Raw genomic sequence first — 25,684 nt, forward strand, 5'->3', positions numbered from 1 at the left:
CCACCGTGCAAACCCTGCATGTCCTGACAGTTGTTCCGGCCCTGTCCGCATCCGCTGGTATCCCGCCGGTTTTTGATCCGGCGGCCCTGCTGCAGGGGCTGGGGCCGGCCACGCTGGGCGTGATCGCCGCGATGGTCTTCATCGAATCCGGTGTCCTGTTTCCCTTCCTCCCAGGAGATTCACTGCTCTTCACGGCCGGACTCCTGCACCAGCAACTGGGGCTGACCCTGCCGCTGCTGATCGGCGTCGTTGCCGCCGCGGCCGTGGCGGGCGATCAGGTCGGTTACATGCTCGGGCGCCGGTTCGGGCACAGGTGGTTCAAAGACGACGCCCGGGTTCTCAAGACCGCGCATTTGAACAGAACCGAGGAGTTCTTCGACCGTCACGGCGGGGCCGCCATCGTCCTGGCACGGTTTGTTCCGATCGTGCGGACCTACGCACCGCTGAGCGCCGGCATCGCCCGCTACGGACACCGTTCCTTCACCCTCTGGAATGTCACCGGGGCCTTGGCCTGGGCGGCGTCGGTGACCCTGCTGGGAACCTGGCTGGGACAGTACGAGATAGTCGCCAAAAACATCGATGTCATAGCCGTCGCCATGGTCCTCCTCTCGGTCGTGCCCGGGGGCGTTGGATACCTTAAACGCCGCAAACACAGTGCCGCGGCTCAGGCACCGCAGGCCGCGGAAGAATGGGCCCATGACAACTGATCCCCGGCCCTCTCTCCTGCTGGTCGAAGACGATCCGGTACTGGGACCGCTCACCGCCGAACTCCTGGAGACTGACTACCGGGTCCGGCTTGCTGCCAATGGCGTTGACGGGCTCCACCTGGCCTTGACCGGGGTCTGGGAGGTGATGGTCATCGACCGCGGACTGCCCGTCATCGATGGGATTGCACTGATCACGGCCCTGCGGTCAAAAGGCGTCACGACCCCGGTCCTGATCCTGACCGCGCTCGGTGCGACGGAGGAGAAGGTCGCAGGCCTGGATGCCGGCGCGAACGACTACATCACCAAACCATTCGACGCTGCAGAGCTTAGCGCGCGGCTGCGCGCCCTGACACGCACGTACGCGCCGGCCCAGGCGCCACTGGCCCTTGGTGACTGGGAACTGAATCCGGCATCGCGCTCCGTCCGGTCCATCTACGGGCAGCTCGTGTCCCTGACGGGGAAGGAAACCGAACTCCTCGCGGCCCTGGCAGTGGAACCGGGCCGGGTCTTCACCCGCGAGGAACTGCTCACCGCACTGTTCCACCCGGCGGACCAGCCGGGCGTGATCGACACCTACGTCCATCACCTGCGCCGGAAAATCTCCAAAACGGCCATCCGCACCGTTCACGGCGTCGGCTATCAGATTGGTGATGCCCATGAGTGAAAGCCCGGACCGGTCCACTCTTCGCAAGGCCTCCCTCAGGGTCGCTGTGCGGGTTAGCGCTGCCTGCGCTGTCATGGTTCTCTGCTTCCTCGCCGCCGGAGTCCTGTACCTGCTCTACCGGGCCGGGCACCCGCATGTGCCCGGGACCGGTGAACCCGGCTCCGTCTACGTCTACCTGGATTCCACTGACATGATCGCCGGCATGATCGTTGCGGGGGCGGCGGGAATCGTGCTCGCAGGAGGCGCCGGCTGGCTCAGTGCACGCAGCGCGATCCGGCCCCTGGGTGAGGCCCTGGCTCTGCAGCGGCGCTTCGTTCAGGACGCCAGCCATGAACTGCGCACCCCGCTGGCCATACTGGACGCCCGCATCCAACTCGCCCAGCGCGAAGCAGCCGCCGACTCCGGAGCAGGCCAGGCCCTTGCCCGGATCCGGCAGGACACCTCGGCGCTCACGGCCATCGTCAACGAACTGCTCCTGGCCGCCATGGGCAGCCGACCGGACCCGGCGGCAGAACCGACCGATATGGCCCGCGTCGCAGGCGAGGTGGCGGAGAGCCTGCAACAGATCGCCCGGGAGAAGGACATCAGTGTCGTCTTCTCCGCGGACGGCAGCCCGCAGGCACGGATCGGGACGAACAGTGTGCGCCGCGCCATTCTCGCCCTCGCCGACAATGCCCTCGCACACACCCCGGCCGGGGGGCAGATCACCATAGCAACTGCCGTGCAGAAAGGCCACGCGGTGATCACCGTCGCCGACACCGGCACAGGGATCACAGGAGTTGACGGGGACAGAATCTTTGAACGGTTCGTCCACACCGACGGCAAAGAGACGCAACGGCGGAGAAGCTTCGGCATCGGACTGGCCCTCGTCCGTGAAATCACCACAGCCGCCGGCGGAACCGTGGAAATAGCCTCGACCGGCCACCATGGGACCGTCATGAAAATTACGCTGCCCCTGGCCGGCGGCTGACCTCGTTTACCGGATCATTCTGCGGCACACCTGGCCGCCCAGGTGGCGGCAACAAGACCCCGGAAGCACTGGTTCATCCGCGCCGGTTCTGTGCCGGAACCCAGGGACGGCGTCGGGGCTGAGGGCACCAGGACTCTGGACTGTGAGATTTCGGCTATGGGGTTTTAGTGCTTCGTCTTCATTTTGTAATTCAGGGTGAGGCCGGTGCCGGGGTAGCGGGTTTGTGTGCTGGTGAGGTGTTCGCAAAGCTCGGCGATGGCCTGGGTGGACCGCGGTGTTGGCAACGGATCCAGGCTGATCGTGAGGTGGCCGGGAACTGTGGGGTCGATGTCGCCGCTTTGGTTGAATGCCTGGCGGAGCAGGGTGTGGGCTTCGGCGGCGGCTCGTTTGTAGCCGGTGTTCGTGCGGATCTCCCGGGCGAGGGTCATCGCGGTGTTGTAGGCGGCCATGCGGATGCCGTGGTGGATGAGCTTGGTCTCGGTGTCCAGGACCTGCTGGCCGGGGGCGAGGTCACCGAGGCGGATCCTGGCCGGGAGGGCTTCGTGGGCTGCTTCGGCGCCGTTCAGGACGGTCTCGGCCTTCCATAAGGGGGCTTTGATCGTGTTGACCATGGCACTGCTGGTCGTCACTGTGACTTCTTGTGTGCCTGGTGGCGGGGTTTTCAGGGCCAGCAGGGCACCGTCCGCCTCGGCCGATACCTCGGCGTGTGCTTTTCTCGCAGCAACCACTCTCTGGTAGGCCTTCTTCTTGGCCGGGTGGGGGACCATCCGCTCCGGGTCCTCGTCCGTGGAGGCGTAGGCGTCGTGGGAGTCCAGCTCGAAGTGCATGCGGGCGTAGCGGAACTGGATTTCCTGCCGCCACCTGGCCCCGAGCCGGTGGATCGCCTCCCCGGCCGGCAATCCATGGTCGGTGGTGTGGAGATGGATCTGCCGGGTGCCGCCGCCGGTGGCCGGCACGATCCGGCTGATCTGGCGGATCCTAAAGACTTCCCCGGTCGTCCTCGTGGTGGGCAGGGGCAGGTCCACGAGCGTGTCCGCCGCCATCCAGGTCCTTGTTTCACCGTGGTCGTCGGTGTGCGCCACCTCGGCGAACAGGGCCTCGTCAATGTCTGCCGTGGCGCCTTTGCGCCAGGTCAGCACGTCAAAACCGGCAGCCTCCATGTGTTTGAACAGGGCCGGGGACCAGCCGCCCCGATCAAAGCCGACCAGCACCCGCCGCCCGTCACCGACGGCTGTGCGCAATTCGGGCAGGAGGGCTCGCAGTTCCCTGGCCAGGGACGCGCCTGGAGCGGCCATGACCACGAACACCGGTGAGCCGTGGGCGTCGGCGACCCAGGTTTCCTCGGTCGCCGGGACCGGGAACTTCAACCGGGTCGAGTACACCTTCCCGATCCTTTTCGTGCCCTGGTAGGCGCGCACATGCCCGTCCACATAGAGGATTGCGGCGAGGTTCTCCCCGTCCGGGCCGGTGTTCTGCAGGTGGTGGGCGGCCAGGGCCGCAAGAAGTTCCGCCGCTTTCCCGGTCTCGGCGAGCTGGCCGATCCGGCGGCGGATCGTCTTCACTTCCGGGGCCCGGTCCAGGCCCAGGACCCGGCCGAGGTCTTCCGGGTTGAAGCCGGTCGCGCCCTCGGCGCGGGGTTCCCCGGCCAGGGCGCGGACCACGGCATCAATGAGGACGGTTTCCAGACCGTAGAAGCCGTTCGGCAACGCCGAATACACATCCTTCGCGCACTTGAGCAGGCCGGCCCGTTCCAGGGCGGGGAAGGCCAGGAACAACCCCGCGTGCGGGATGCGGGCGGCCGGGGCGAACACCGGGGCCGCGGCCTCCACCAGCCCGGCGGCGGCCCGCTCACCGGCCCGGGCCACCGGATCCGGCAGCACCGGCAGGACCGGCCAGCCCGCAGGGGCACCAGCGCGGATCTGCCGCGTGAGGGGCAGAGTCTCCATCACGAACTTTTCGCCGGTGCCCGTCTCCGGTGCGGGGGTTGCTGCGGTGGCGCGCCTGACGGTGTCGGTGGAGACTCCGGTTGCTGTGGCAGTGGCCCGCAGGCTTGCCCCGGTGGCACGGAAGCCGCGGATCTCCTCCGCTTTCGCCGCCGTCAACACTTAGGGGCGCTTGGGGCCTTTCCTCCCCGGCGCCAGGGCCGCCAATCCCTCAGTGGTGAGCATCTTGCGCCAGCGGCGCAAGGACTCTGGGGTCACCCCGAACCCGGCGGCCACTTCGTTGACCTGGGCCGCGCCGATCTGCACCAATTGCGCGGCGGCCAAGCGGCGCAGGTCTTCCCGGCCGGCCGGCCGGCCGGCCATTCAAAGGACTTGAACCCGTTGATGAAAACAGTCCCGCCATCGGCCTTGCCATCGAAGAACGCCACCGCGTCGCCAATGAGCGCCGCACCAACTTCTTCCAGCATGGGGAGGGCATGTTGACTCGTCATTGAAGCCATTGTTCCACCCACCCGCACCCGAGAATCATCACAAATCTGTTTTCTCACAAACGCGGGCGAATTAACAGCCCGTCAGCAGTCAAAAACACCGGAAATCCGGCAAAGCCCACAAACTACCTACCGACCATCATCACCGTCCAGAGTCCTGGGGTCCACCTCCTTGCCGGCATTGACCAGACCAGCGGGGCTGTCCTCGTGCAGCAAAACGTGTCGGAAAAGCATAAAGAGATCACCTACTTCAAGCTCCTCCTGGACGGCATCAAGGACCTGAACGGAGTGATTGTGTCGGCCGACGCGCTCCATACCCAGCGTGAGCACGCCGAGTATCTGCATTCCAGGGGAGGCCACTATGTGCTGACCGTGAAGGCGAACCAGCGCAAGCTCCACGATCAGTTTCGCGCCCTGCCATGGAAGCAGGTCCGGGCTGGAAACAGAACCCGTGAGAGTGCCAATGGCCGCGAGATCGAGCGGACGGTACGGTGCGTGAGCCTGGCTGACGGGATCAGCTTTCCGCACGCCGCCCAGGCCGCCCAGATCATCCGCCAGTCCCGGCCGCTCGGGACCAGGAAGTGGTCCACGGAGACCGTCTACATCATCACGTCATTGGCTCCGGCGCAGGGGAAACCGGAGCTCATCGGCTCCTTGATCCGTGGTCATTGGGGAATTGAAAACGGCCTGCATTGGCGAAGGGATCTCACGTGGCGAGAGGACAAATCGACCGTGCGGCGTGGCAACGCTCCCCGAGTCGTGGCTTCCCTGAGGAACATCGCGATCACGATCCTGCGTCTGGACGGTGAAACAAGCCTTGCCAAAGCCACCCGCGGCGCACGCAACTACCCGCACCGCGCCCTCAAACTCGCCGGCCTAACTACCAGCTAAACGACTTTGCAGAAGCCCTGCGGTTGGAGGCTGGGTCGCACTGCCTCATCTCCAAATTGTGCGTCTTTCTGGACCAGTGGTTGCATCCATGCCTATCCTGACCAAGAGTCTGGTTCCGGAGCAGTTGCCCTTTGTTGCGAGTCCATCGGGGTAAATGGCTTTCAAGGTCAGAACAGATTCCGAATTCAGCCACGCAGTCGAAGCCCGTGCCTTCTCTGCCAATGGCCGCATTTCGGTGTCAATCCACTCATCGCGGTTTGCGACCGGTCGGCGATTCGAACGTAGAACTCTCGTGGCAAAAACCAACAAGAAGGCAGGCCAACTTCATGAACACCCTGAAAGAACAGCTCAAAGGCGACGTCGTCGTGCATCTCAAGGCCCACAACGAACTGGAACTTACTACGGTCCGCAATGTTCTGGGCGAGATAGAAACCCGCGAAAAGGGCGGGAAGACGCCCGTGGACTTGAACGACGCCGAGGTGACTGCGCTTCTCCAGAAGGAGGCAGCCAAACGCCGTGACACGGCTGCGATCTATGCCGAGGCGGGGCATGCCGAACGTGCCGCCCGGGAGATAGCCGAGGCCGAGGTGATCGAGGCCTACCTGCCCGAACCCCTAAGTGAAGCCGGGGTTGCCGCGATCATTGACTCAGCGTTTGCAGCTCTTGAATCTGATGGCATAAAGCCTTCCATGCGTCAGATGGGAGCCATCATGAAGCAGGTCACTGCCGAGGTCGCTGGACGGTTCACCGGCAAAGCCGTCAGCGAGATGGTTCGCAAGCGCCTGGGTTAGGGGGATTCTCCGGCCTAAACCCAATGCCGTTTACTTAGGGTTCTTGGTATTCGCTTCAGCGGCCAGTTGGACATCTTGCGTTTGACCACGCGGGGGTTGGTGCGGTGCCGGCGCGGGGGCAGGAGTTCGTGCAGGATTTCCCGGCAGAAGACGGCGAAGGCCTCAGCCAGGCGTTGAGGGGGAAAAAGCCGGGCGCCCGGCAAGGGAACGCTTGGCTGCCCGGAGGGTCCGTGTGAAGGAGAACCGCAGCGGGTCCTCCTCGAAGTGCCGGGCGACGCTCCCGATGAGGGAGCGGATGGCGTAGTGCACGCACAGGTGGCCGTAGATTTCCTGCAGGACCCCGCCGGGGGTTTTGGACCGCAGCACCATCCCCGGCCCGCGCTGGCGGGTCTTGAGTTCGTCGAAGCTGGACTCAATTTCCCACCGTCTGGCATACGCCCCGGCGAGGTCTTGTGCCGGTGCCGCCTCCGGGTCCAGGAGGGTGGTGATGAGGCGGAAGCCGCTGACCTCCTCCCCGGTGGTGACCGTGTATTCGATGACCCGCACCCGGACCGGGTCCGTGTCCTTCCTCCTGTCCTTGGGGCTGGCATAAAGGTCCGAGAGGTAGGACCCGTCGGCCAGCTCCTCAACGACGGGCAGCAGGTTGGAGGCCTTGACCCGCCACAGCAGCGACCGCATCACCTCCTCGTACGACCCGGCCGAAAACAGCGCCAGGGACATCACGTAGTAGACCATCAGCCGGGAGGGCAACAGCCGGTTCCGTTGCTGCATGGCCCCGGTCCGCTCGATCACCGCATCGACCACATCCGGCGGAAACACCCGCGTCAACACACCGATCGAGACGTGATCACTCAACCGTTCGGGACCTTCGGGTGTCACCCCTCCACTGCGCGCCATGCCGAAAGATTAACATAAGGAGCCTAAGTGAACGGTATTGGGCCTAAACCTCCGCTGGATAGCCACAAGCGGGCGGGGGATGTCTTGCCCCTTTGCCGCGATCAATCTGAAACGACCGGCGCGACGGCGAGCTTCGGCGTCATTGTTGGAGTCCATCACCAAACGGACGGCACGCTGGCGTAGCTCCACTGGATACATTTTGGGTGCTGGCTTGGTCCTCAACCTTTCATGGGATCAAGAACCTCCAATAGACCCGGGGCGATTCAAAGCGACGGACCGGCTTGAAGCGGACATCGGTTCTTCCTAATCCCTTCGGGCTCACGGGACCGCGTGTCCCACCTGCCGGCGTCGCCCACTCTGGACTGGACGAGAACGTACAGGGTATTCGCAGGAAGCGCTCCTAGTGTCGGTGGAGTAACTGTTGGACTGATTAGCGAAGGAGGACCTTATGGGTCTCGGAGACAAGATCGGCAACAAGGCACAAGAAGTCGCAGGCAAGGCCAAGGAAGCTTTGGGCGATGCCACGAACAATGAAAAGCTCCAAGGCGAAGGCGTAGCAGACCAGGCCGCCGCGAAGGCGAAGCAGGCAGGGGAGCACGTCAAGGACGCCGCGAAGGACATCTTCGACAAGTAGCGTCGAGAAGGAAGTTGGACGGACTTCCCAGGTGGCGCCACACCTCACGGTGTGGCGCCACCTTCTTGTTTCCTTGAAGCCGCAATCCAAGAAGTCCACCTCAGGTCGGGACAACGCTTGGTGTGCCTGTTGGGTCTACCGCCAACCTTCTCCGACTGGCGCTGCCTCGGCGCGGGCTTGCTGGGACTAGTTTCGGGGGTTCTGCCAACCCAAGGCCGCCATGGGCTAGCGGTAGATGCAAAACACCAGCACTTCCGCCACGCTTCGACTCGCAGGCTTTGTCATGGAGTCGACGTCTGGACGGAAATGCCAGATGCTTGGCGCAGGTGTATAGCGCGGACAGCGATGAAACGTGGTGCCTCGGGGAGTGCGGGTAAACGGCGCGCACCCCGATTGCGCCGATCCGGACCAGACCTGCCCCGAGCTCGTGCGCTGAGGTGTAGGGAACCTAACCGTCCGTCGAAGGGAATTGATGGAAGATCTGAAAACGTGGACAAAGTCGACGGTGACGGGACAGCGGTTGCTGCTTGCAGCGAAGGCCGCCCTGGCCGTGGCCTTAGCTTGGTTTCTTGCGCCCTATATGCCGGGCGTGGCCGATGACTACCCCTACTAGGGCGTGTCTCCCAATGCGGCGCTCCAGATGACGACGGCGTGCAGGACGGCCGCTGAGCGGTAGGTGAGGGCCAGTTTGTCGTAGCGGGTGGCCAGGGACCGCCATTGCTTGAGGGTGTTGAAGCTGCGCTCGACCACATTGCGCCGTTTGTAGGCGTCCCTGTCGTATCTGACGGGGCGTCCCCCGGCGGAGCCCTTGCGTTTCCGGTTGGCCTTCTGGTCGTCCTTTTCCGGGATAACGCACTCGATGCCCCGCCCGCGCAGGTACGCCCGGATTGCTTTGGAGGAATAGGCCTTGTCGGCCATGGCCCGGTCCGGGCGGGTGCGGGCCCGGCCGGGACCGGGCCTTTCTACCTTCAGGGCCTCCATGAGGTTCTCAAACATCGGCGAGTCCCCGCCCTGGCCCGGCCCCAGCAGCAGGACCAGGGGACGCATGTTGCCATCCACCAGGGCGTGGATCTTGGTGGTCAGCCCGCCGCGGGACCGGCCGATGGCATGGTCCTCAGGCTCGTCGAGCAGATTCCTGTAATTCGACAGGTCCCCCTGTGTGGCGGGGCAGGTTCGTGCCGTGCTGGTGGGCACGGTTGACCGTGGAGTCGATCGAGACCTCCCAGTTGATCAGCCCGGCCGTGTCCGCGCGGGTCAGCAACGCCGCCAGGACCTTGTCCCAGGTCCCGTTGGCGGCGTTGCGGCGGTGGTGCTTCCACACGGTCTTCCACGACCCGAAATAGGCAGGGAGATCACGCCATGGGATCCCTGCCCGGTAGCGGTAGATGATGCCCTCGGTCATCAGCCGGTGGTCGTTGAAGGGTCGGCCCGGTTTCCCCGACGAATCGGGCATCAACGGGGCAATGGACTCCCACTGGGCATCGGACAACACGGAATAGCGAGAAGGCACCCATCAATCATGCCAAACCGCAAAACCACTGATTAGGAGACACACCCTAGCAGCCGGCACTTCGACGGCTACGATCGGCAGGACGGCGGTGGAGTTGGGCTGGTCAACGGCCATCACGTCTCAGACCTGTGGTGTGGTGCTGGCGTAGTGGCCGAGCGTACCTTCGGCCTCCGCACCCGCGCCTTGCACGCCAGCGGAATCATGGACGCCGAGCACGGCGTCCGTGCCGTGACGATTTACCAGAGTTCTTTGTTTGTCTTTAAGGGCACCGACGACGTCTACTCCCGGGTCGGGACCCCAGGGTGGCCGTCTTCGTGGACGGCACGGATCCCGCAGACTATGCTGCGGCCATCCAGCCCAACACCAAGGCCGTGATCGTCGAATCAGGGCGGTTCGATTGGGGCAACGGGAGGTTCACGACCATGGCCGAACCCGTGGCATTTTACGGCAATGTCTCCTGGTGGGAGACATTTGGCGAGTATGGCTTCCTCACCAAGCTACGTTCGGAGTGCGCGGCGGTCGCGCGGCAGGCCAGGAGTTCATCGAGTCCCTGAAGTGGGCCAGGCTCCTGGCCAACTTCGGCGATACGCGCACTTCGGTCCTCCGCCCTGGATCCACCACGCACCGCCAACTGATGGCCGAGCAGTTGGACTCCGCGGGTGTTGGTGAGGATCTGGTCCGTATTTCCGTGGGGCTGGAGGACTTGGAGGACACCCTGTGGGATCTGGACCAGCCACCGAAAGCATCTCAGGCGAACGTCACCGAAGTAGTCGGCCGCCTGGAGGTTGATTCATGCGTACTGGGGAACCGGCCGTCGTGCCTTCGCCCGGCGCCACAGCATGGGAGGCGCCGTCGGCAGCGCAGCGTTTGGCCGTCCCTGCCAAACGCTGATATGTAGGTTGGTTTGATGCTCCTATCTTTGTCAATTGCTATTTTTGGGGTTGTTCGTTCAGCCAGACGCGGTAGCGGTTGATGAGTTCTTCGTCGCGGGATTTGCCTCGTTCGATGCGTGAAATGGCCGTGGTCCAGACCCCCAGGTCACCGGCGGCCCGGGCCTGGGTGAGGCGCAATGCGAGGCGGCGCGGGCGCAGGTCATTGGTGACTGGTGCTGGGCGTGGGTTGCGCAGGACGCGGTAGATTTCCCGGGCGACGTAGCGTTTGAGGCAGCGCATGATCTCGAGCTTGGCTTTGCCATCCGCGGTGCGTTTGGCCACATAATCCCGAGTGCGCTGGTCCTTGGACATGCGCACCAGCACGATGCGGTGGATCGCGGAGTTCGCTGCCCTGTCGCCGCCGCGGGAGAGCCGGTGGCGGGTCGTCTTGCCCGAGGACGCGGGGATCGGGGCGGTGCCGGTCAGCGCGGCGAACTGGGCCTCGCTGGTCAGGCGTTCGGGGTTGTCGCCGATGGTGACCAGCAGCTGGGAGGCCACGGCAGTGCCGACGCCCTTGATCTCAAGCAGTGCCGGCGCGTGGCCGGCGATGATGCGGGCCAGCTCGGCGTCGGTCTCGTCGATTTCGGCGTTGAGGTAGTGGTAGCGGGCGCCCATGCGTTTGAGTGTCACGGCGGTCGCGACAGCGGGGTTCGCGATATCCCCGGCGGGGCGGGAAATCGCCATGGCCTTGGCCCGCGCTTCGCTGGTCTGGCCGCGGTATTTGGCGCGCACGGCCTCGGGAGCGGCGGTCAGCACACCGCTGATCTGCGTCAGCACGGCGGTGCGTGCCTTCAGGGCGCTGGTCCGCGCGGTGCGCAGCACCCGCAGGGCCTCCACGTACCCGTCGCGGGTTTTCGGAGTCGAGACACCACGATCGGCCAGCACCGATTCGGCGGCCTGGTAGGCATCGAGCGGGTCGGACTTGCCGTGCAGGCGCCGGTGGGCACGGTTGGGCCGGTTGACCTCCTTGACGATGAATCCATCCTTGGCCAGCACGCGGGCCAATTCGGCCCCATAGGATCCGGTGCCCTCGACCCCGACCGCGGTGACCGGGCCGTATTGGGTGATGTATTCGGCGATTTCCCGGTAGCCGGATCCGGCGGCCAAAAACTTCCTGTCGGCGAGGTGTTTACCGTACTCCGTGATCAGGGCGACGTGGTGGGTGTCGGCGTGGGTATCGACACCGGCAATGACTTTCATGTCCTCGTTTGTCATGATGGAACTGGCTCCTCTGACTCTCGCGAAGCGTCGGTGCGGGCTCACGTTCGCCAGGTGGGCAGACAAGACGGTGATGGGACTTCTGGTCGAGCTCCTATTAAGTCATGTCCGCCTGGCCAACGCGTTTGGTGCAGACCATCGGCCGGCGGACGGATCATACGAAGGACAACCACGAAGGGTGTCAGTCAAGAGGCGAGTCACGCCGGCCAACGGCCTAATACCATCATCACCGAGGCAGAGATGAGCGGCTCCCAGCGTTGGTGTTGGGGGCCGCTTCCTTGGGTGCCGTCCGGGTGTGGCGGTCGTGCTGGCGAGTCGTGTGTTCGACTGCAGTGTCAGGCTGATATGCGCGGATTGGGTACCGCATGACGATTGTTCGGCTGGGGCGTATCGCTGTCTAAGATCGAGCATCAACGGTGTGGCCCGTTTGCTCATAGCGCTGTCCCGAGTTGGCCCCAAAGTGCTGCCACGTCACGACCGCCACTTGCCCGGAGGGCACGTTCTTCACGCCGCGTTCATGCGTTCCCCGGTTGCAGGGGTGCGGCCAGGGACCAGCACCAGCCGGCGAGCTCCCTGGCGATCGCGGTGTTGGCTGTGACGGAGCGTTTCTTGCGGGCATCAAACTGCTCCCATTTGCGGTGGAGGCGGTGGTTGCCTTCCAGGGCACGGATCCAGGTGGCCGGGGCAACGAGGTCCAGCTGGCCCAGCAGCCGGGCTCCGGGCCGGGCGTAGGGGCGCCGGTGCTGCCAGGCTGCCTCGATGAGGAGTTTGCGCCCGTATTTGCTGCCGGCCTTGGTGATCGGTCCCTGGTGCCGGGATTGGCCCGAGGACTGCTCGCTGGGCACGAGCCCCAGGTAGGAGCCGATGGTGGCCCCGGTGAACCGGGTCCAGTCGCCGATCTCCACGGCGAGCCCGAACCCGGTCGTGACCTGGATGCCGCGCAGGCACATCAACGCCTCAACCACCGCGGTGTACTGGCAGTCCTTGGCGGTCTGGGCGACGCGTTGGTCAATGCGCTTCAGATGCGCTGCGAGCAGTTCGGCCTGTTCAACGTCGGCCTCGTAGGTGAACTGCAGCACCGGTGAGTCAAAGCGCTGCCGGTGCAGCCACAGCAGGTGCTCCTTCGTCCACTTCGTCTCCTTCGGGTACCGGATGCCGTGGCGGAGCAGGATCGCGTTCACGTGCTGGCGGGCATGGGCCAGGTCCTTCGCCGCGGTGGCCCGCAGCCGGGAGAGGTCCCGCAGGTCCTCCTGTTCCCGCGTCGGCACCCGCACCTCGGTGACGGACCCCACGGCGAGCATCTCGGCCAACAGACGGGCATCGCGCTTGTCGGTCTTGACCTTGTCGCCCGGGGCCCGCAGCAGCTTCGAGGACGCCGCGACCACGCAGTCGATGCCGGCCTCGCGCAGGAACCGGGCCAGCACATACCCGGTCGGCCCGGACTCGTACACGGCCTTCACCGGCGGGGCGAAGCGGCGGATCCACTCCAACACCACCGCCGGGTCGGAGTGGATCTGCGCCTGGACCAGCTCGCCGGTATCGGGGGCCAGCGCACATCCCGCGACGGAAACCGCGTGAACATCCAACCCAATAAACGTATGCTCGTACATAGCCGGGACCTCCCAAAAGTCACATGTGGCACTACCCATGCAACCCTTGCGAAGGCCGGTAGGCCAAGGGGTTGTTCACTGGCAACCCACGAACGCTGTGAAACAGAAGGCCCCGGCCCTCACCTCATATCGTCTAAGCAGATTGCCATTGTGGTGGCCTCGGACAAGCCGCCCCGGGCGTCCTACTTAGTGGCCAGCTACCTCGCCACGTCCACGCGCTGCAAGGTCTACTTTGTTAATCCCGTGGTCACGGAGATTCTGGGCCAGCACACGTGTGCGTCCTTGGCGGACATCCCGGAGCCGTTGGACATTGTGGATGCGTTCCGCAAACATGACGGGCTCCCCGGAGTGTTGGCGGAGGCCGTGGCCGCAGGGCTGACTGTGCTGATGGACCGTTGCGTCAAGATCGAGCATGCCCGGTTCCACGGCGCCCCCCATCTCGCCGGTTTCGACACTGGCGTGATCTCCGCCAAGCGGCAGGTGCTGGCCTAAACGGCCCGCACCACTGGGGCCGGCGCCGCCGGACGCCACGGAATCAGACCCGTGTGGTGTCAGGCGATGCGGCCAGCATCCCGCTCATGAAGAGCCATCGCCGCGCGATGCATCTGCTTCCCGTTGCGTGGATGCATCGTGCATGGATTGGAGCGGGGTGCACCCGTGTTCAGAGGGTGGCTGTGTCGATGACGAAGCGGTAGCGGACGTCAGAGGCCAGCACGCGTTCGTAGGCGTCGTTGATCTTGCTGGCCGGGATGACCTCGATCTCGGAGCCGATTCCGTGCTCGGCGCAGAAATCAAGCATTTCCTGGGTTTCACGGATGCCGCCGATCATGGACCCTGCGAAGGAACGACGCCCCATGATCAGTGAGAACACCTGCACGGGGAGCGGCTCCGCCGGGGCACCGACGTTGACGAGGGCGCCGTCGAGCGTGAGGAGCTGCAGGTAGGCGTTGATGTCAATGGCGGCGCTGACGGTGTTGATGATCAGGTCGAAGCTGCCGGCGAGGTGTTCAAACGTGGCCGGATTGTTCGTGGCGAAGTAGTGGTCGGCGCCCAAGTTCAGGCCGTCCTCCATCTTCTTCAGCGACTGGGACAGCACGGTGACCTCGGCGCCCATGGCGTGGGCGATCTTGACGGCCATGTGGCCGAGTCCGCCAAGACCGACAATGGCAACCTTCTTGCCGGGGCCGGCGCCCCAATGGTGCAGGGGGGAGTAGGTGGTGATGCCGGCGCACAACAGCGGGGCCGCGACATCCAGGTCCAGGGCGTCGGGGATCCGGACCACGAAGTCCTCGGTCACGACGATGTGGGTGGAATAGCCGCCTTGGGTGATGGTGCCGTCGCGGTCGACGGCGCCGTAGGTGCCAGTGTTGCCGGCCAGGCAGTACTGTTCCTCACCGGCCTGGCAGTTGGTGCACTGGCCGCAGGAGTTGACCATGCAGCCGACGCCGACCCGGTCGCCGACGGTATGCGTGGTGACGGCGGATCCAACCTTGGTGACGATGCCGGCAATCTCATGGCCCGGGGCCAGCGGATAGCTTTGCGGACCCCAGTCGCCACGGACTGTGTGGATGTCCGAGTGGCAGATGCCGGCGTACTTGATCTCGATCAGCACGTCATGGGGTCCAACATCGCGGCGTTGGATGGGGGTGGGGACGAGGTCGCCGGTGGGGGAGGTGGCGGCGTAGGTGTTGACGGTAAACATGTTCTCTCCTGGTGGTTGTTAAAGGATATGGAAGGGCTAGTGCCGGGCAGGGAATGCGCTGCGGCGGGCGGTGGTGGCGATGGCCAGGGCCAGGGCGGCGAGGCCGATCATGAGGATGGGCAGGGCCGTTCCGTCATCGCGGCTGATGAGCATGGCGCCGACGACGCCGGCGGAAAAGATGGCGACATTGAAGGCGACACCGAGCAGGGAGTTGGCGGCGTCGGCGTTCTCGCCGCCTGCCTCACTGATCGCCGTCTGCAGTAGCGGCGCGGCACCGCCGAAGGCAATCCCCCACAGGACAAGGGCCGTGAGCACCGCAACAAGTGACTCGTGTCCGATGATAAACACGACGCCGGCCGTGGTGCACAGTGAGAGGCTCGCCAGCACTAGGACCCTGGGGGCGCGGTCGATGAGTGCCCCGGTGAACCCGAGGCCGGCCAGGGCGCAGACTCCGAACACGACGAGCGCCACGTCAACGGTCAGCGGGATGTTTGTCGACCGCAGGTAGATCCCGATGTAGGTGTACATGGTGTTGTGGCCGAGCATCCAGGCGAAAATGACCACGAGGATCACCGAGACGCCGGGGATGGCAAAGACTCGCGCGAGGGGGATCTGGGATTCCGCCCGCTGTCCGCGGGCGTCACGGACGAGCGCCAACACCAGGACCGCCGTGAGAATGGCCAGCAATGAGAGGACTCCGAACGACCAGCGCCAGCCAAGGGTTGAGCCCAGCCATGATCCCAGCGGCGTTCCAACGGCCAACCCGAGCGGCGCGCCGAGCGACGCGATGGCAAGGGCTCGGCCAGCCAGTTCCGGGGCGGTGATGCGGCGGGCGTACCCGGCGAGCATGCCCCACAACAGGCCCGAAAATGCGCCGGCGGCGAAGCGGGCGCCCAGTGTCGGCACAATGTCCGCGGAGAAGGCCGCAATGGTGTTGGCGAGGAGAAACCCCAGTATCCCCACAAGGAAGACGGGTTTGCGCCGCATGCCGCGGGTGAGTGCGACGGCGGGGATGGTGAGAACCACTGTGCCCAGGGCATAGGCACTGACGAGCTGTCCCGCCGTGCCCTCGGCAATGTTCAGACCTCCCGCGATCTCCGGCAGGAGCCCGGCCGGCATTGTTTCTGTGGCGATGAGGATGAATCCCATGAGCGCCATGACCAACAGTGCAGGCAATGGCAGACGGCTGCCCGGGGCTGGCGGAGTTCCTGGCGTCACCGGCGGCGTTTCCACAGGGTCGACGGCGTCCCCAGCAGCTGTCCGTGTGCGCACGCCGCCGTCCGTCATCGTTTCTGAAGTCAAGGTGGGGGTTTTCTTCCTGTTGGCTGGGACGTCCGGGGTCCTCAGGCGGGGTGGTTCGCTTTCCTTCATCCACTCAACACCGCATGCCAACGATGAGGGAGTCCCTGTTGATGGGGGTACTGGCAGGGACTCCCTCCATGGACCGGCTCTGGCTAGTGTGGAGGGCATGAACAATGGAGCAGAAGTGCGTGAGTTCCTCACTTCGCGCCGTGCCCGGGTGACCCCGGAACAGGTCGGCCTCCCCACTGGCACCAATCGGCGGGTCAAGGGGCTGCGCCGCATCGAGGTGGCCACCATGGCCGGGGTGAGCATCGAATACTACACCCGCATGGAGCGTGGTGCGATCAGCGGAGCCTCCCCGGAGGTTCTTGACAGCCTTGCCAAGGTCCTGCGCCTGGACGAAGCCGAACGTGCCCACCTTTTCGATCTGGCGCATGCGGCGAGCCCTGTGGCCAGACCGCCGCGGCGCCGAAATCCACAGACGTGGGCCACACACCAGAGTCTGCATTGGGTCCTCGACGCCGTCACCGCCGGCCCCGCGTTCGTCCGCAACGGACGCATGGACCTCATCGCCGTCAATCCTCTGGCCCGCGCGTTCTACCGGGACGTCTACGACATGCCCGGGCAGCCGCCCAACATTGCCCGGTTCACCTTCCTTGATTCCCGGGCGCGCGGGTTCTACCCGGACTGGGATCTCTTTGCCGAGATGACCGTCGGCATCCTACGCACCGAGGCCGCCCGCGACCCGCACAACAAGGAACTCCACGACCTCATCGGTCAACTCAGCACACGCTGTGAAGAGTTCCGGCGCCGTTGGAGCGCGCACAACGTCCGCCATCATGGCGCGGGATCAAAGACCTTCCACCACCCAGTCGTCGGTGACCTCACCCTGGCCTACGAAGGCCTGGAAATGGCCGCCGAGCCCGGCCTGACCCTCACCATCTACGCCGCTGAACCCGGGTCCGCCAACGAGCAGGCACTGCGCCTGCTCGCGTCGTGGGCAGCCACGGAATATGGTGCGCCGACCCCCTCGGCGTCAGCCAAGGAATCCACAGTCGAACTCCACCACCAGTGAACTGATGCTGCAGTGCTCGCGTCGACGCCGATGGCGTCTGGAGCCACGCCGACGGATTGATTCAATGCAGCGGTGCGTGATCGGCCAACGGTCCAAGCTTGTGCGGTGGCTGCCTCCACGGCGTTGGGCCGCCCGTAGGCAAAAGTTCACGTTGGATAAGAAGATCATGAGATCTTAGAACAGCTCCCGCCATGCCCCAAGGGCTATGGTGGTGCCATGACGAGTCGACCTGCTGTCGTGGCCATCGATGCGATCCGGCCGCGCGTGGTGGCCGACTTCTGGTGCGCCGTCCTCGGCTGGCGCATTGTCGATGAAGATGACGGGTTCAGCAGCATTGCACCGCATGATGGATCCGGGCCTTCCATCGATGTATGCCCCGTGCCCGAGCACAAGACCGTGAAGAACCGGCTGCATTTCGACCTGCGGGCGGATGGAGTGTCCACTGCCGATGAGCTCGAGCGCCTTCTTGCCCTTGGCGCGCGGCGCACGGACGTGGGCCAAGGCGAGGGCGTCAGTTGGGTGGTCCTGAGCGATCCCGAGGGCAACGAGTTCTGCCTGCTGTCCCGATCCGTCCAGGACGTGGAAGACCAGGAATGAGCCCGCCTGTGGCGATAGCCGTATTAAGGCGGTGTTGGGCGCATTCCCGTCGTCGGAGGTGCTGATCCGACAACTGCGCCCGACGGAGAAGGTGTCTGTTGGAGGTTCTTTCGCACGGAGCCGAACGGCAGGCGCAGGGCACGTGGACACGGGCAGTGCCACATGATGACGTGTAGTCATGCAACCTTCGTCGCGGGACAAAGTAATCCGACGGCTGGGGCACAGCGTCCCCGGCGGAAACCAGGGGACTCCGGCCGCCGCCGGCAGAGAGTTGCCTAGGACTCGGACACGTCGATCAGGATCTTTCCGACGGAGCCGTGCTCCACGGCGTCGTGGGCTGCCGCGGTGTCCTCGAGCCGGAAGCGGGTCAGGGGCAGCCCGTGGTCGTCGCCGACACGCAGTACCCCTGCTGTCAGCGCATCGGTGACGGCGGCAACGGCCGCCGTCTTCTGCTGGTCCGTCACGGTGTATGTGAGGATGAACTGGTATTGCACGTTCTTGGCCATGCTCTCGCGAATGGGAATGGCCAGGGATTCGCCGGGGTTGGCAGCATAAATGGAAATGGTTCCCCCCGGCTTCAGCACCTCGAGGTCACTGGCGATGTTCGCCGGAGCGTTGACATCGACGATCGTATCCACGCCTCCGGGGGCTGCCTGATATACGGTCTGCGGGATGTCGGCAGTGCGATAGTTGATCACACAGTGCGCGCCGGCCTGGCGGGCAAGTTCACCTTTTCGTTCCCCGCTCACGGTCGTGATGACGGTTGCCCCCGCCCAGCGGGCGAGCTGAATGGCCGCGTGCCCGACCGCACCCGCGCCTCCGGTGACCAGCACTACCCGCCCTTCCAAGGATCCCGGCGAGAGCCTGGCCGGCCCGTTCTGGTTGGAGGTCAGCGCACGATGTGCGGTCAGCGCAGGGATCCCCAGGGATGCACCGGTGTCGAAGGATTCCGTGTCCGGAAGTGCAACGGACTGCGCGGCCGGCACCACCACATACTCCTGGGCTGTGCCCTCAGTGCCGCCCCAGGCAACGTCCCACAGCCAAACGCGATCTCCGACGGACAGTCCCGTCACGCCGGACCCGAGCTCGTCGACAACGCCGGCGCCATCTTGGTTGGGCACCTTGGGTGCCTCCAGCATGCTTGAGGTCCCGCTGCCGGCCCGGGACTTCCAATCGGTGGGATTGACGCCGGAGACCACCACCCGGACTCTGACCTGGCCCGGTCCGGGTGCTGTCAGCGGTCTGTCCTGCAGGACCAGCACCGACGACGGACCTGCCTTTTCGTACATGATGGCCTTCATTGTTACTCCTGTTCTTCGGGCTTTATCCGGGGAAGGGATGAGAGCGCCGCGGGAGCCATAGGCTCGACTTCCGCCATTATGGCCGAGGGGGGTCCCTATGTTTGACTGCCAACCACCACAGATGAATCTACCCGTGGACCGAGTCTGCCCCGTCCGGACACGATGGGCAAGAATCCGGCCGGACGTTCGCCGCGGCCCCCGGCTTCGGCGGCGAGCCGCTGTCGCCCGATGCCGGCGGCCCCGAGCCGGATCCCGCGCTGCTGCCCGAAGACGCGACAGTCCTGGTCGAGGGCTCGACCACCCACGAATGGATGCTTGGCCGAGATGCGCCCAGCCGGCGGCGCCCGACGAAATGGCACTGTCGTGGCGCCTGTTGCACTCGACGGCGGAGCACTGTTGCTGCCTAGGCGTATTGGATCCGCCCGGATGCACGTGGCCTCCGCCGCGGCCGGGCGCCTAGACAGCCAGTAGAAGCTTGTGCGGATCAATGGGGGCACGGAAACCATATAGTTGAAGCTGCAAGTAATTGGTGTATCGTTGAACCCAGCTAACTGCCTGCTACCGAGCTTGTCGCCGGTGATGGCCGTTCGTTCCATCCCTCCCACCGCTCCGCGGGGTGTACGACCCGCACCCCGGCTCCCGGATTCCCTTAACCCAAGGAGCTGTTCCTTCGAATGAACACCACACTGCGGGACGTGCGCTCGCACGGCTGGACCACGAATGCCGTTCCCGATGCGGTCGCCCTTTTCCTGCATGGCTTCGGCTCCAACGAACACGACTTGGGCTCGCTGGCGCCGGCGCTTGGGCTGAACCTGCCCTGGGCATCCCTGCGGGCGCCGATTGAGCTCGGCAATGACGGGGCGGCATGGTTCTCGATCACCATGCCCGGAAACCCCGAGGCCGGGCCGGTGGAGGCAGCAACGGACGCCATCTGGGCCTGGATCGAGGCAAACCTGGACCCCGGCACCCGCATCGTGCCCATCGGGTTCTCGCAGGGAGGGCTCATGGCCAGCCAGCTGCTCCGCGTGCAGCCCGAACGGGTGCTGGCCCCCGTCGTGCTCGGTGGATTCGTGCTGGGCGCACCGCAGCCGGGCGACGAGACGCTGCGCGGCAGCCGCCCTGCCCTATTCTGGGGCCGAGGCTCCGACGACAGGGTCATCGCCCCCCCCTGGCGATCACCCGCAGCAGCGAGTACCTTCCGCAGCACACCTCGTTGATTGAGCGGGTGTATCCGGGACTGGCGCACGGCATCAACGCACCCGAGCTCGACGACGTACGCGACTTCCTCGCCGCCGAGGTCGGTGCCCAGGCGGTGGCCCGCGCATGAGCGGTACCACCCCGTTCGAGATCGGCATTTTCACCTTCGGCGACCTCACCCGCAGCGCCAAGGGGAAGCCGATGGATGCCGCGGCGCGAACCCGCGACATCCTTGAATGGGCGCGGGTCGCCGACGAGGCCGGGCTGGATGTCTTCGGCGTCGGCGAGAACCATCGGGAGGACTTCGCGGTGTCCTCACCCCCGGCCCTGCTGGCCGCAGCGGCCGCGCAGACCAAACGAATCCGCCTGACCAGCACCGTCACCGTACTCTCGAGCGCCGATCCGGTCCGTGTCTTTGAGGACTTCGCAACGCTCGATCTCATCAGCGCCGGACGCGCCGAAATCACCGTCGGACGCGGCGCCTACCTGGAGTCCTTCCCGCTCTTCGGCCAGCAGTTGGAGCGCTACGACGAGTACTTCGAAGACCGGCTCGAGCTGCTGCTGCGGATCCGCGACGAAAACCCCGTCACTTGGAACGGAACCACCCGTCCACCGCTGCGGGATGGGGGAATCTGGCCGCGCCCGGTCCAGGCCGTCCTGCCGATCTGGGCGGCGGTCGGCGGGACCCCTGCCTCGGCGGTGCGTGCCGGAAAGCTTGGGCTGCCGTTGTACCTGGCGATCCTCGGGGGTCCGGAGCGGTTCGCACCCTTGGCCGAACTGTATCGCCACTCCGCCGCATAGGCCGGCCAGATGCCGGGGCGGATCGGCGTGACCTCGCACTTCTACGTCGAGAATACCTCGCAGGGAGCACGGGATACGTTCTTCCCACACTATGGTGCATACATCGGACAGAACATGCCGCGCACCGGACGGCTCGATCGCGTAGGCTTCGAGGCCTGGGCGGGCCCGCGCGGCGCGATCTTTGCTGGCAGCCCGGCCGAAATCGTCGACAAGATCCTTTGGGAGCACGAGATTCTGGGCCATACCCGCTTCCTCGCCCAGGTCGGCCTGGGTGGTTTGTCGCAGGCGGAGACCCTGCGGTCCATCGAACTGCTCGCGACCGAGGTGCTGCCTGCCGTCCGGGCGGCGCTGAAGCACTAGCGGTTCCTCCGTGGCGACGACGGCGGCCACGTGCCCAGCCGCGTCCGTGGAGTCCAGCCATCGAAGCGCCACCCACGATGGACCAGGGGTGGCGCCGTTCGTCAACGGCTCGATGCCGGTTCCGCAATGCGCGTTTGGCATATGCTGGCCCTGGCAGGTGGCGCCGGGTCCACCCGGACGCCCGGCCTCCGCGAGGCCCAGACTCCGAGAGAGGGGTGCGCATGAGTGGTTCCGACGCAGTCCTGGCAGGACTTGAGTCCGAGCTCGGCTGGCTCAAGGAGACCTACACCCACCTGCACCGGCATCCCGAACTGAGCTTTCAGGAGCATGGGACATCGAAGCTCGTCGAGGAGAAGCTCACCGCCTTCGGCTACGCAGTGACCCGCATCGGCGGCACCGGCGTTGTCGGCGTCCTGGCGAACGGGGACGGACCCACGGTGCTTTCCCGGGCCGACATGGACGCTTTGCCCGTCACCGAGGCCACCGGGCTGCCCTACTCCTCCGGGGTGGACGGCGTGATGCATGCCTGCGGGCACGACATGCACGTCACCGCCCTGCTTGGTGCCGCCAAGCTTCTGGCGGACGGCCGCGGGGCCTGGTCGGGCACGTACATCGCGCTGTTCCAGCCGGCCGAGGTGGTCGGGGGAGGCTCCCAGGCCATGGTCGACGACGGCCTCGCCGCCAAGGTGCCACGGCCCGACGTCGTCTTCGGCCAGCATGTGATGCCGATCCCGGCAGGGACCCCCGCCACCACGGCCGGGCCGGTCCTCTCGGCCGGGGACTCGCTCAAGATCACCGTGCACGGGAAGGGTGCCCACGGCTCGATGCCGCACATGTCCGTGGATCCGGTGGTGCTGGCCGCCTCGATCGTGCTCAAGCTGCAGACGATCGTCTCACGGGAGACCAAGCCCGGGGAGTTTGCCGTGGTCACCGTGGGGGGCGCTCAACGCGGGGACGAAGTCAAACATCATCCCTGACCGGGCGACCCTGCTGGTGAACATCCGCAGCTACGACAACCAGGTCCGGGCTAGGGTGCTGGCTTCGATCGAGCGGATCGCCAGGGGGGAAAGCATTGCCGCCGAGTCGCCGCGGGAGCCGGATTTCGAGTACTACGACCAGTTTCCGCTCACCAGCAACGATGCCGGTGTGACGGAGCGGGTCAGGGCCGCGTTCACCGCCCGCTTCGGTGCCGACGCGGTGCACAGTGCCGAGCGGCAGACCGCCTCCGAGGACTTCAGTCGCATTCCCGACGCCTTCGGGGTCCCGTACACGTATTGGCTGCTCGGCGGGTGCGACGCGGAGGCGTACCGGGCCGCGGCCTTGAGGGGAACCGTGGCCCAGGACATCCCGGCGAACCACTCGCCGCTCTTCGCCCCCGTGGTTGATCCGACCCTGTCCACGGGCGTCCAGGCCCAAGTCGTTGCCGCCCGGGCGTACCTGGACAAGGACGCCTGACACGCAAAGCCTTGCCGCAACCACCGGCCAGGGTGGGCAAATTGGGTCAGCCAACGCGGCCGTGACTCCTGGGCATCCCGGTCGGACCGAACCTGTCGCGTCCTATGGCAATGTCTTCTGGTGGGAGAACTTTGGCGAGTACGGCTTCCTGACCAAGCTTCGTCCAGAGCAATTGCGAGACATCGGCCCCGCGTTGAGCCCGATGGCCGCCTTCCTGCTGCTCCGGGGGGTGGGGACCTTGCCGCAACGCATGGACAACCACCTCCGCAACGCCGGGATCCGTGTTCTCGTTCGGGGTGCGCGGGCGTTGGCGAGGACCTGGTGCGGATTTCCGTGGGGCTGGAGGATCTGGCGGACATCCTGTGGGACCTGGACCAGGCACTGGAAGCATCCCAAGGGTACGCCATCGAACTCATTGACAGCCAGGAGGTTGATCCATGCGAACTGCAACACCAACCGTTGTTCCTTCGCCGGAAGCCACAGCATGGGAGGCGCCGTCGGCAGCGGAGCGTTTGGCCCTCCTGCGAAACGCCAAGTCCATTGCCATCGTCGGAGCCTCGGGCACGCCGTCACGGGCATCCTACTTTGTGGCCACCTACCTCACCACGTCCGCCTGGTACAAGGTCTACTTCGTGAATCCCGTGGTCAAGGAAGTCCTGTGCCAGCCCACGTATGCATCCTTGGCGGACATCCCGGAACCGGTGGACATTGTGGATGTCTTCCGCAAGCACGATGATCTCCCCGGGGCGTTGACGGAGGCCGTGGCCGCAGGGGCCAAGGCGCTGTGGCTCCAGCTGGGGTCCTGGCACCAGGACGTGGCCCGGAACGGCGAAGCCGCTGGACTGGCGGTGGTGATGGACCGTTGCGTGAAGATCGAGCACGCCCGGTTCCACGGCGGCCTCCACCTGGCCGGGTTCGACACCGGCGTCATCTCGTCTGGGCTGGCCACCCACCTCCACGCGCTTGCGCCGCCACATCGCAGCGGAGACCCACCCTGGTGGGCATTGCAGGCCGCCGTGCCGGCCATTCATAGGGGGACCGGTAAAAGGGCGGGCATGTGGTCAGTATGCTTGGCACCACGCAGTGTGATGGGAATGATGGTCACTTGCGGTGTAACCACTCAGGTGGTTTTGGCGATTGACGGCGCGCCTCGTTGACATGATCGAGGTTGGGTTCAGGCTGTTGTTGTGTCCGGGGATCCGTCGTATACAGAATTGCTCGATCAGCTTGCGTCGTTGCGGTTGGTGGTCGCGGAGCAGTCGCGCCTGATCGAGGCACTGCGGGTGGAGAACGCCGAGCTGCGGGCCCGGTTGGGCCAGTCGCCACGGAATTCCTCCAAGCCCCCGAGCAGTGAAGGTTATGAGAAGCCTGGCCCGCGTTCGCGCCGGCAACAAACCGATCGGTCTCCGGGCGGCCAGCCTGGCCACAAGGGCCACACCCTCAAACAGGTCACGGCCCCGGATGAGGTTTTGATCCATGTCCCGGCGGTGTGTGGCGTGTGCGGGGAGTCATTGGCGGGGGCACCGGTGGCCTCCAGTGAATCCCGGCAGGTCTTTGACCTGCCCCCGATCACGGTGTGGATCACCGAGCACCGGATCCGGCACCTGCGGTGTTCGTGTGGGCACGTGACGATGGCGGATGTTCCGGCTGGGGTCGGTGCGCCGGCGCAGTACGGGCCCCGGGTCCGGGCCCTGGGCGTCTACCTGCTCACCGTCCAGCACCTGCCGCTGAAGCGCACCGCCGAATTGATAAGTGATCTGGTCGGGGCACCGGTCAGCCAGGGATCCCTGGTCAGCTGGCAGGCGGAGGCGGCCGCTGGCCTGGACGGGTTCGATGAGGCCCTGGTCCGGGGATTGTCTGCGGCGGACGTGCTTGGTGCCGATGAGACGGGGATCCGGGTGGACGGGAAACTGGTCGGGTGCATGCGGCCCGCACCGAGACACTGACCCGGTACACGGTTTCCCCCAAGCGCGGATACGCGGCGATGGAGGAAGCCGGCGTGCTGACGGCTCTGGCACCGGGTACGGTGCTGGTCACGGATTTCTTCGCACCCTACTGGCGCCTGGATGTCACCCATGCGGTGTGCGGGGCCCATTTGGGACGTGAGCTGGTGGCAGCGTCCGAAGTGCCCGGGCAGGAAGGCTGGGCCGTGCCCATTGAGCGGTTGCTGGAGGAGATCAATCGTGTCGCCCACCGTGCCCGGGAGGCTGGCGGGACCGGCTTCGCCGCGGCCCTGGTGGCAAAGTACCAGCGAAGATACGAAGCCCTCATCAAGGCCGGGTGGGCGGCAAACCCCGAGTTCTTCCCGGGCAAGCACGCCACGAAACGGCCCAAACACGTGAACCTGCTCGACCGCCTCGACGGCCATCGCGAGGAGGTGCTGCGCTTCGCCACCGACCTGCGGGTCCCCTTCACCAACAACGGCTCCGAGCGTGACATCCGGCCCCTGAAGATCAAGATGAAGGTCTCCGGCGGGCTGCGCACCATGGCCGGCGCCGAAGCGTTCTGCCGGCTGCGCTCCTACTTCTCCACCGCCGCCAAACAAGGCCAATCAGCGTTCGCCGCGATGACCACGCTCCACAACGGCAACCCCTGGCAACCCGCCATTAGCTAAACCGGCCCCTCGCTCACGAAACCAG

The 25,684-nt window shown here is 65.5% G+C and carries 26 protein-coding genes and 3 pseudogenes; 20 read left to right on the forward strand and 9 right to left on the reverse strand.

From position 1 onward, the window contains the following. Positions 1–5 precede the first annotated feature (5 nt). Genes ACQCSX_RS02230 through ACQCSX_RS02240 form a run of 3 tightly spaced genes read left to right on the forward strand, consistent with a single transcriptional unit; the run spans position 6 to position 2,341 of the window. A complete protein-coding gene (locus tag ACQCSX_RS02230) occupies positions 6–707 on the forward strand; it encodes a DedA family protein (protein WP_427017468.1) in 702 nt (233 codons plus the stop codon). Continuing rightward, positions 697–1,371, forward strand: coding sequence for a response regulator transcription factor (locus ACQCSX_RS02235; RefSeq protein WP_427017469.1), 675 nt, complete (start codon positions 697–699; stop codon positions 1,369–1,371). The genes ACQCSX_RS02230 and ACQCSX_RS02235 overlap by 11 nt, the downstream gene beginning before the upstream one ends. Beyond that, positions 1,364–2,341: a sensor histidine kinase gene (locus ACQCSX_RS02240; RefSeq protein WP_427017470.1), complete on the forward strand. Its 978-nt coding sequence runs from the start codon at positions 1,364–1,366 to the stop codon at positions 2,339–2,341. The genes ACQCSX_RS02235 and ACQCSX_RS02240 overlap by 8 nt, the downstream gene beginning before the upstream one ends. A 164-nt stretch (positions 2,342–2,505) precedes the next feature. Here ACQCSX_RS02240 and ACQCSX_RS02245 read toward each other — a convergent pair whose 3' ends face one another. Together ACQCSX_RS02245 and ACQCSX_RS02250 are read right to left on the reverse strand one after the other, a co-directional pair. After that, positions 2,506–4,443 carry a putative transposase gene (locus tag ACQCSX_RS02245; RefSeq protein ID WP_427017471.1) on the reverse strand — a complete coding sequence of 646 codons (1,938 nt, stop codon included), beginning with the start codon at positions 4,441–4,443 and terminating at the stop codon, positions 2,506–2,508. A gap of 3 nt (positions 4,444–4,446) precedes the next feature. Next, complete coding sequence (locus ACQCSX_RS02250) at positions 4,447–4,647, reverse strand: helix-turn-helix domain-containing protein (protein WP_427017472.1); 201 nt, start codon at positions 4,645–4,647, stop codon at positions 4,447–4,449. A 266-nt stretch (positions 4,648–4,913) separates the two neighbouring features. On the opposite strand from ACQCSX_RS02250, the gene ACQCSX_RS02255 reads away from it, so the two are divergent. Both ACQCSX_RS02255 and ACQCSX_RS02260 read left to right on the forward strand, forming a co-directional pair. Then, positions 4,914–5,663, forward strand: coding sequence for an ISAs1 family transposase (locus ACQCSX_RS02255; protein WP_427018948.1), 750 nt, complete (start codon positions 4,914–4,916; stop codon positions 5,661–5,663). A gap of 326 nt (positions 5,664–5,989) precedes the next feature. Continuing rightward, positions 5,990–6,454 (forward strand): GatB/YqeY domain-containing protein, encoded by a 465-nt coding sequence (locus ACQCSX_RS02260; RefSeq protein ID WP_427017473.1) that lies wholly within the window; start codon positions 5,990–5,992, stop codon positions 6,452–6,454. Between the two features lie 162 nt (positions 6,455–6,616). Here ACQCSX_RS02260 and ACQCSX_RS02265 read toward each other — a convergent pair whose 3' ends face one another. After that, positions 6,617–7,351, reverse strand: a complete 735-nt coding sequence (locus ACQCSX_RS02265; RefSeq protein WP_427017474.1) for a transposase domain-containing protein — start codon at positions 7,349–7,351, stop codon at positions 6,617–6,619. A 448-nt stretch (positions 7,352–7,799) separates the two neighbouring features. Here ACQCSX_RS02265 and ACQCSX_RS02270 point away from each other — a divergent pair, with 448 nt between their 5' ends. Both ACQCSX_RS02270 and ACQCSX_RS02275 read left to right on the forward strand, forming a co-directional pair. Then, positions 7,800–7,985 carry a CsbD family protein gene (locus ACQCSX_RS02270; RefSeq protein ID WP_427017475.1) on the forward strand — a complete coding sequence of 62 codons (186 nt, stop codon included), beginning with the start codon at positions 7,800–7,802 and terminating at the stop codon, positions 7,983–7,985. Positions 7,986–8,457: 472 nt separating this feature from the next. Further along, positions 8,458–8,598, forward strand: a complete 141-nt coding sequence (locus tag ACQCSX_RS02275) for a hypothetical protein (protein ID WP_427017476.1) — start codon at positions 8,458–8,460, stop codon at positions 8,596–8,598. On the opposite strand, the gene ACQCSX_RS02280 is transcribed toward ACQCSX_RS02275, so the two are convergent. Next, positions 8,595–9,438 (reverse strand): IS5 family transposase gene (locus ACQCSX_RS02280; protein ID WP_427018933.1). Its coding sequence is split into 2 segments (ribosomal slippage): positions 8,595–9,131 and positions 9,133–9,438, totalling 843 coding nucleotides; the frame shifts between segments, so codons are not numbered across the junction. The genes ACQCSX_RS02275 and ACQCSX_RS02280 overlap by 4 nt on opposite strands. 204 nt (positions 9,439–9,642) lie before the next feature. On the opposite strand from ACQCSX_RS02280, the pseudogene ACQCSX_RS02285 reads away from it, so the two are divergent. Then, positions 9,643–10,393, forward strand: a pseudogene (locus tag ACQCSX_RS02285) (PLP-dependent transferase). A gap of 31 nt (positions 10,394–10,424) precedes the next feature. Here ACQCSX_RS02285 and ACQCSX_RS02290 read toward each other — a convergent pair. Both ACQCSX_RS02290 and ACQCSX_RS02295 read right to left on the reverse strand, forming a co-directional pair. After that, the gene (locus ACQCSX_RS02290) at positions 10,425–11,642 is read right to left on the reverse strand and encodes an IS110 family transposase (protein WP_427017056.1); all 1,218 of its coding nucleotides are present in this window, start codon (positions 11,640–11,642) and stop codon (positions 10,425–10,427) included. A 518-nt stretch (positions 11,643–12,160) separates the two neighbouring features. Continuing rightward, on the reverse strand, positions 12,161–13,255 hold the full coding sequence (locus ACQCSX_RS02295) for an IS110 family transposase (protein ID WP_427017477.1): 1,095 nt from the start codon (positions 13,253–13,255) through the stop codon (positions 12,161–12,163). Positions 13,256–13,333: 78 nt separating this feature from the next. On the opposite strand from ACQCSX_RS02295, the gene ACQCSX_RS02300 reads away from it, so the two are divergent. Continuing rightward, a complete protein-coding gene (locus tag ACQCSX_RS02300; RefSeq protein ID WP_427018949.1) occupies positions 13,334–13,747 on the forward strand; it encodes a CoA-binding protein in 414 nt (137 codons plus the stop codon). Between the two features lie 169 nt (positions 13,748–13,916). On the opposite strand, the gene ACQCSX_RS02305 is transcribed toward ACQCSX_RS02300, so the two are convergent. Both ACQCSX_RS02305 and ACQCSX_RS02310 read right to left on the reverse strand, forming a co-directional pair. Beyond that, positions 13,917–14,957: an NAD(P)-dependent alcohol dehydrogenase gene (locus tag ACQCSX_RS02305; RefSeq protein ID WP_427017478.1), complete on the reverse strand. Its 1,041-nt coding sequence runs from the start codon at positions 14,955–14,957 to the stop codon at positions 13,917–13,919. Positions 14,958–14,993: 36 nt separating this feature from the next. Further along, positions 14,994–16,115: an MFS transporter gene (locus ACQCSX_RS02310; RefSeq protein WP_427017479.1), complete on the reverse strand. Its 1,122-nt coding sequence runs from the start codon at positions 16,113–16,115 to the stop codon at positions 14,994–14,996. Positions 16,116–16,425: 310 nt separating this feature from the next. Here ACQCSX_RS02310 and ACQCSX_RS02315 point away from each other — a divergent pair, with 310 nt between their 5' ends. Beyond that, the gene (locus ACQCSX_RS02315; RefSeq protein ID WP_427017480.1) at positions 16,426–17,334 is read left to right on the forward strand and encodes a helix-turn-helix transcriptional regulator; all 909 of its coding nucleotides are present in this window, start codon (positions 16,426–16,428) and stop codon (positions 17,332–17,334) included. A 237-nt stretch (positions 17,335–17,571) separates the two neighbouring features. Continuing rightward, complete coding sequence (locus ACQCSX_RS02320; RefSeq protein WP_427017481.1) at positions 17,572–17,931, forward strand: VOC family protein; 360 nt, start codon at positions 17,572–17,574, stop codon at positions 17,929–17,931. A 275-nt stretch (positions 17,932–18,206) separates the two neighbouring features. Here ACQCSX_RS02320 and ACQCSX_RS02325 read toward each other — a convergent pair whose 3' ends face one another. Then, positions 18,207–19,232, reverse strand: coding sequence for an NADPH:quinone reductase (locus tag ACQCSX_RS02325; RefSeq protein WP_427017482.1), 1,026 nt, complete (start codon positions 19,230–19,232; stop codon positions 18,207–18,209). Between the two features lie 674 nt (positions 19,233–19,906). Here ACQCSX_RS02325 and ACQCSX_RS02330 point away from each other — a divergent pair. The 9 genes and pseudogenes from ACQCSX_RS02330 to ACQCSX_RS02370 all read left to right on the forward strand — a co-directional run bounded on the left by ACQCSX_RS02330 (position 19,907) and on the right by ACQCSX_RS02370 (position 25,659). Further along, a complete protein-coding gene (locus ACQCSX_RS02330; protein ID WP_427017483.1) occupies positions 19,907–20,449 on the forward strand; it encodes an alpha/beta hydrolase in 543 nt (180 codons plus the stop codon). Positions 20,450–20,555: 106 nt separating this feature from the next. Beyond that, positions 20,556–21,230, forward strand: coding sequence for an LLM class flavin-dependent oxidoreductase (locus ACQCSX_RS02335; RefSeq protein ID WP_427017484.1), 675 nt, complete (start codon positions 20,556–20,558; stop codon positions 21,228–21,230). Between the two features lie 27 nt (positions 21,231–21,257). Beyond that, the gene (locus ACQCSX_RS02340; protein WP_427017485.1) at positions 21,258–21,590 is read left to right on the forward strand and encodes a hypothetical protein; all 333 of its coding nucleotides are present in this window, start codon (positions 21,258–21,260) and stop codon (positions 21,588–21,590) included. 221 nt (positions 21,591–21,811) lie between these two features. Then, positions 21,812–22,567 (forward strand): amidohydrolase, encoded by a 756-nt coding sequence (locus ACQCSX_RS02345; protein ID WP_427017486.1) that lies wholly within the window; start codon positions 21,812–21,814, stop codon positions 22,565–22,567. A gap of 16 nt (positions 22,568–22,583) precedes the next feature. After that, complete coding sequence (locus ACQCSX_RS02350) at positions 22,584–23,045, forward strand: hypothetical protein (RefSeq protein WP_427017487.1); 462 nt, start codon at positions 22,584–22,586, stop codon at positions 23,043–23,045. 76 nt (positions 23,046–23,121) lie between these two features. After that, positions 23,122–23,459: pseudogene (locus ACQCSX_RS02355) on the forward strand (PLP-dependent transferase); the annotation flags it as partial. 23 nt (positions 23,460–23,482) lie between these two features. Continuing rightward, positions 23,483–23,983: pseudogene (locus ACQCSX_RS02360) on the forward strand (CoA-binding protein); the annotation flags it as partial. A gap of 276 nt (positions 23,984–24,259) precedes the next feature. After that, positions 24,260–24,991 (forward strand): DUF6444 domain-containing protein, encoded by a 732-nt coding sequence (locus tag ACQCSX_RS02365; protein ID WP_427017488.1) that lies wholly within the window; start codon positions 24,260–24,262, stop codon positions 24,989–24,991. Next, complete coding sequence (locus ACQCSX_RS02370; RefSeq protein ID WP_427017489.1) at positions 24,964–25,659, forward strand: IS66 family transposase; 696 nt, start codon at positions 24,964–24,966, stop codon at positions 25,657–25,659. The genes ACQCSX_RS02365 and ACQCSX_RS02370 overlap by 28 nt, the downstream gene beginning before the upstream one ends. Positions 25,660–25,684: the final 25 nt, after the last annotated feature.

Origin of the sequence: Pseudarthrobacter sp. P1, from assembly GCF_050156935.1 — a bacterium.
GTDB lineage: Bacteria > Actinomycetota > Actinomycetes > Actinomycetales > Micrococcaceae > Specibacter.

Coding starts and splice junctions, on each gene's coding strand:
- ACQCSX_RS02235 (WP_427017469.1), top strand. CDS start 697: ATGACAACTGATCCCCGGCCCTCTCTCCTGCTGGTCGAAGACGATCCG.
- ACQCSX_RS02240 (WP_427017470.1), top strand. CDS start 1,364: ATGAGTGAAAGCCCGGACCGGTCCACTCTTCGCAAGGCCTCCCTCAGG.
- ACQCSX_RS02250 (WP_427017472.1), bottom strand. CDS start 4,647: ATGGCCGGCCGGCCGGCCGGCCGGGAAGACCTGCGCCGCTTGGCCGCC.
- ACQCSX_RS02260 (WP_427017473.1), top strand. CDS start 5,990: ATGAACACCCTGAAAGAACAGCTCAAAGGCGACGTCGTCGTGCATCTC.
- ACQCSX_RS02265 (WP_427017474.1), bottom strand. CDS start 7,351: ATGGCGCGCAGTGGAGGGGTGACACCCGAAGGTCCCGAACGGTTGAGT.
- ACQCSX_RS02270 (WP_427017475.1), top strand. CDS start 7,800: ATGGGTCTCGGAGACAAGATCGGCAACAAGGCACAAGAAGTCGCAGGC.
- ACQCSX_RS02275 (WP_427017476.1), top strand. CDS start 8,458: ATGGAAGATCTGAAAACGTGGACAAAGTCGACGGTGACGGGACAGCGG.
- ACQCSX_RS02290 (WP_427017056.1), bottom strand. CDS start 11,642: ATGACAAACGAGGACATGAAAGTCATTGCCGGTGTCGATACCCACGCC.
- ACQCSX_RS02295 (WP_427017477.1), bottom strand. CDS start 13,255: ATGTACGAGCATACGTTTATTGGGTTGGATGTTCACGCGGTTTCCGTC.
- ACQCSX_RS02305 (WP_427017478.1), bottom strand. CDS start 14,957: ATGTTTACCGTCAACACCTACGCCGCCACCTCCCCCACCGGCGACCTC.
- ACQCSX_RS02310 (WP_427017479.1), bottom strand. CDS start 16,115: ATGGCGCTCATGGGATTCATCCTCATCGCCACAGAAACAATGCCGGCC.
- ACQCSX_RS02315 (WP_427017480.1), top strand. CDS start 16,426: ATGAACAATGGAGCAGAAGTGCGTGAGTTCCTCACTTCGCGCCGTGCC.
- ACQCSX_RS02325 (WP_427017482.1), bottom strand. CDS start 19,232: ATGAAGGCCATCATGTACGAAAAGGCAGGTCCGTCGTCGGTGCTGGTC.
- ACQCSX_RS02330 (WP_427017483.1), top strand. CDS start 19,907: ATGAACACCACACTGCGGGACGTGCGCTCGCACGGCTGGACCACGAAT.
- ACQCSX_RS02335 (WP_427017484.1), top strand. CDS start 20,556: ATGAGCGGTACCACCCCGTTCGAGATCGGCATTTTCACCTTCGGCGAC.
- ACQCSX_RS02345 (WP_427017486.1), top strand. CDS start 21,812: ATGAGTGGTTCCGACGCAGTCCTGGCAGGACTTGAGTCCGAGCTCGGC.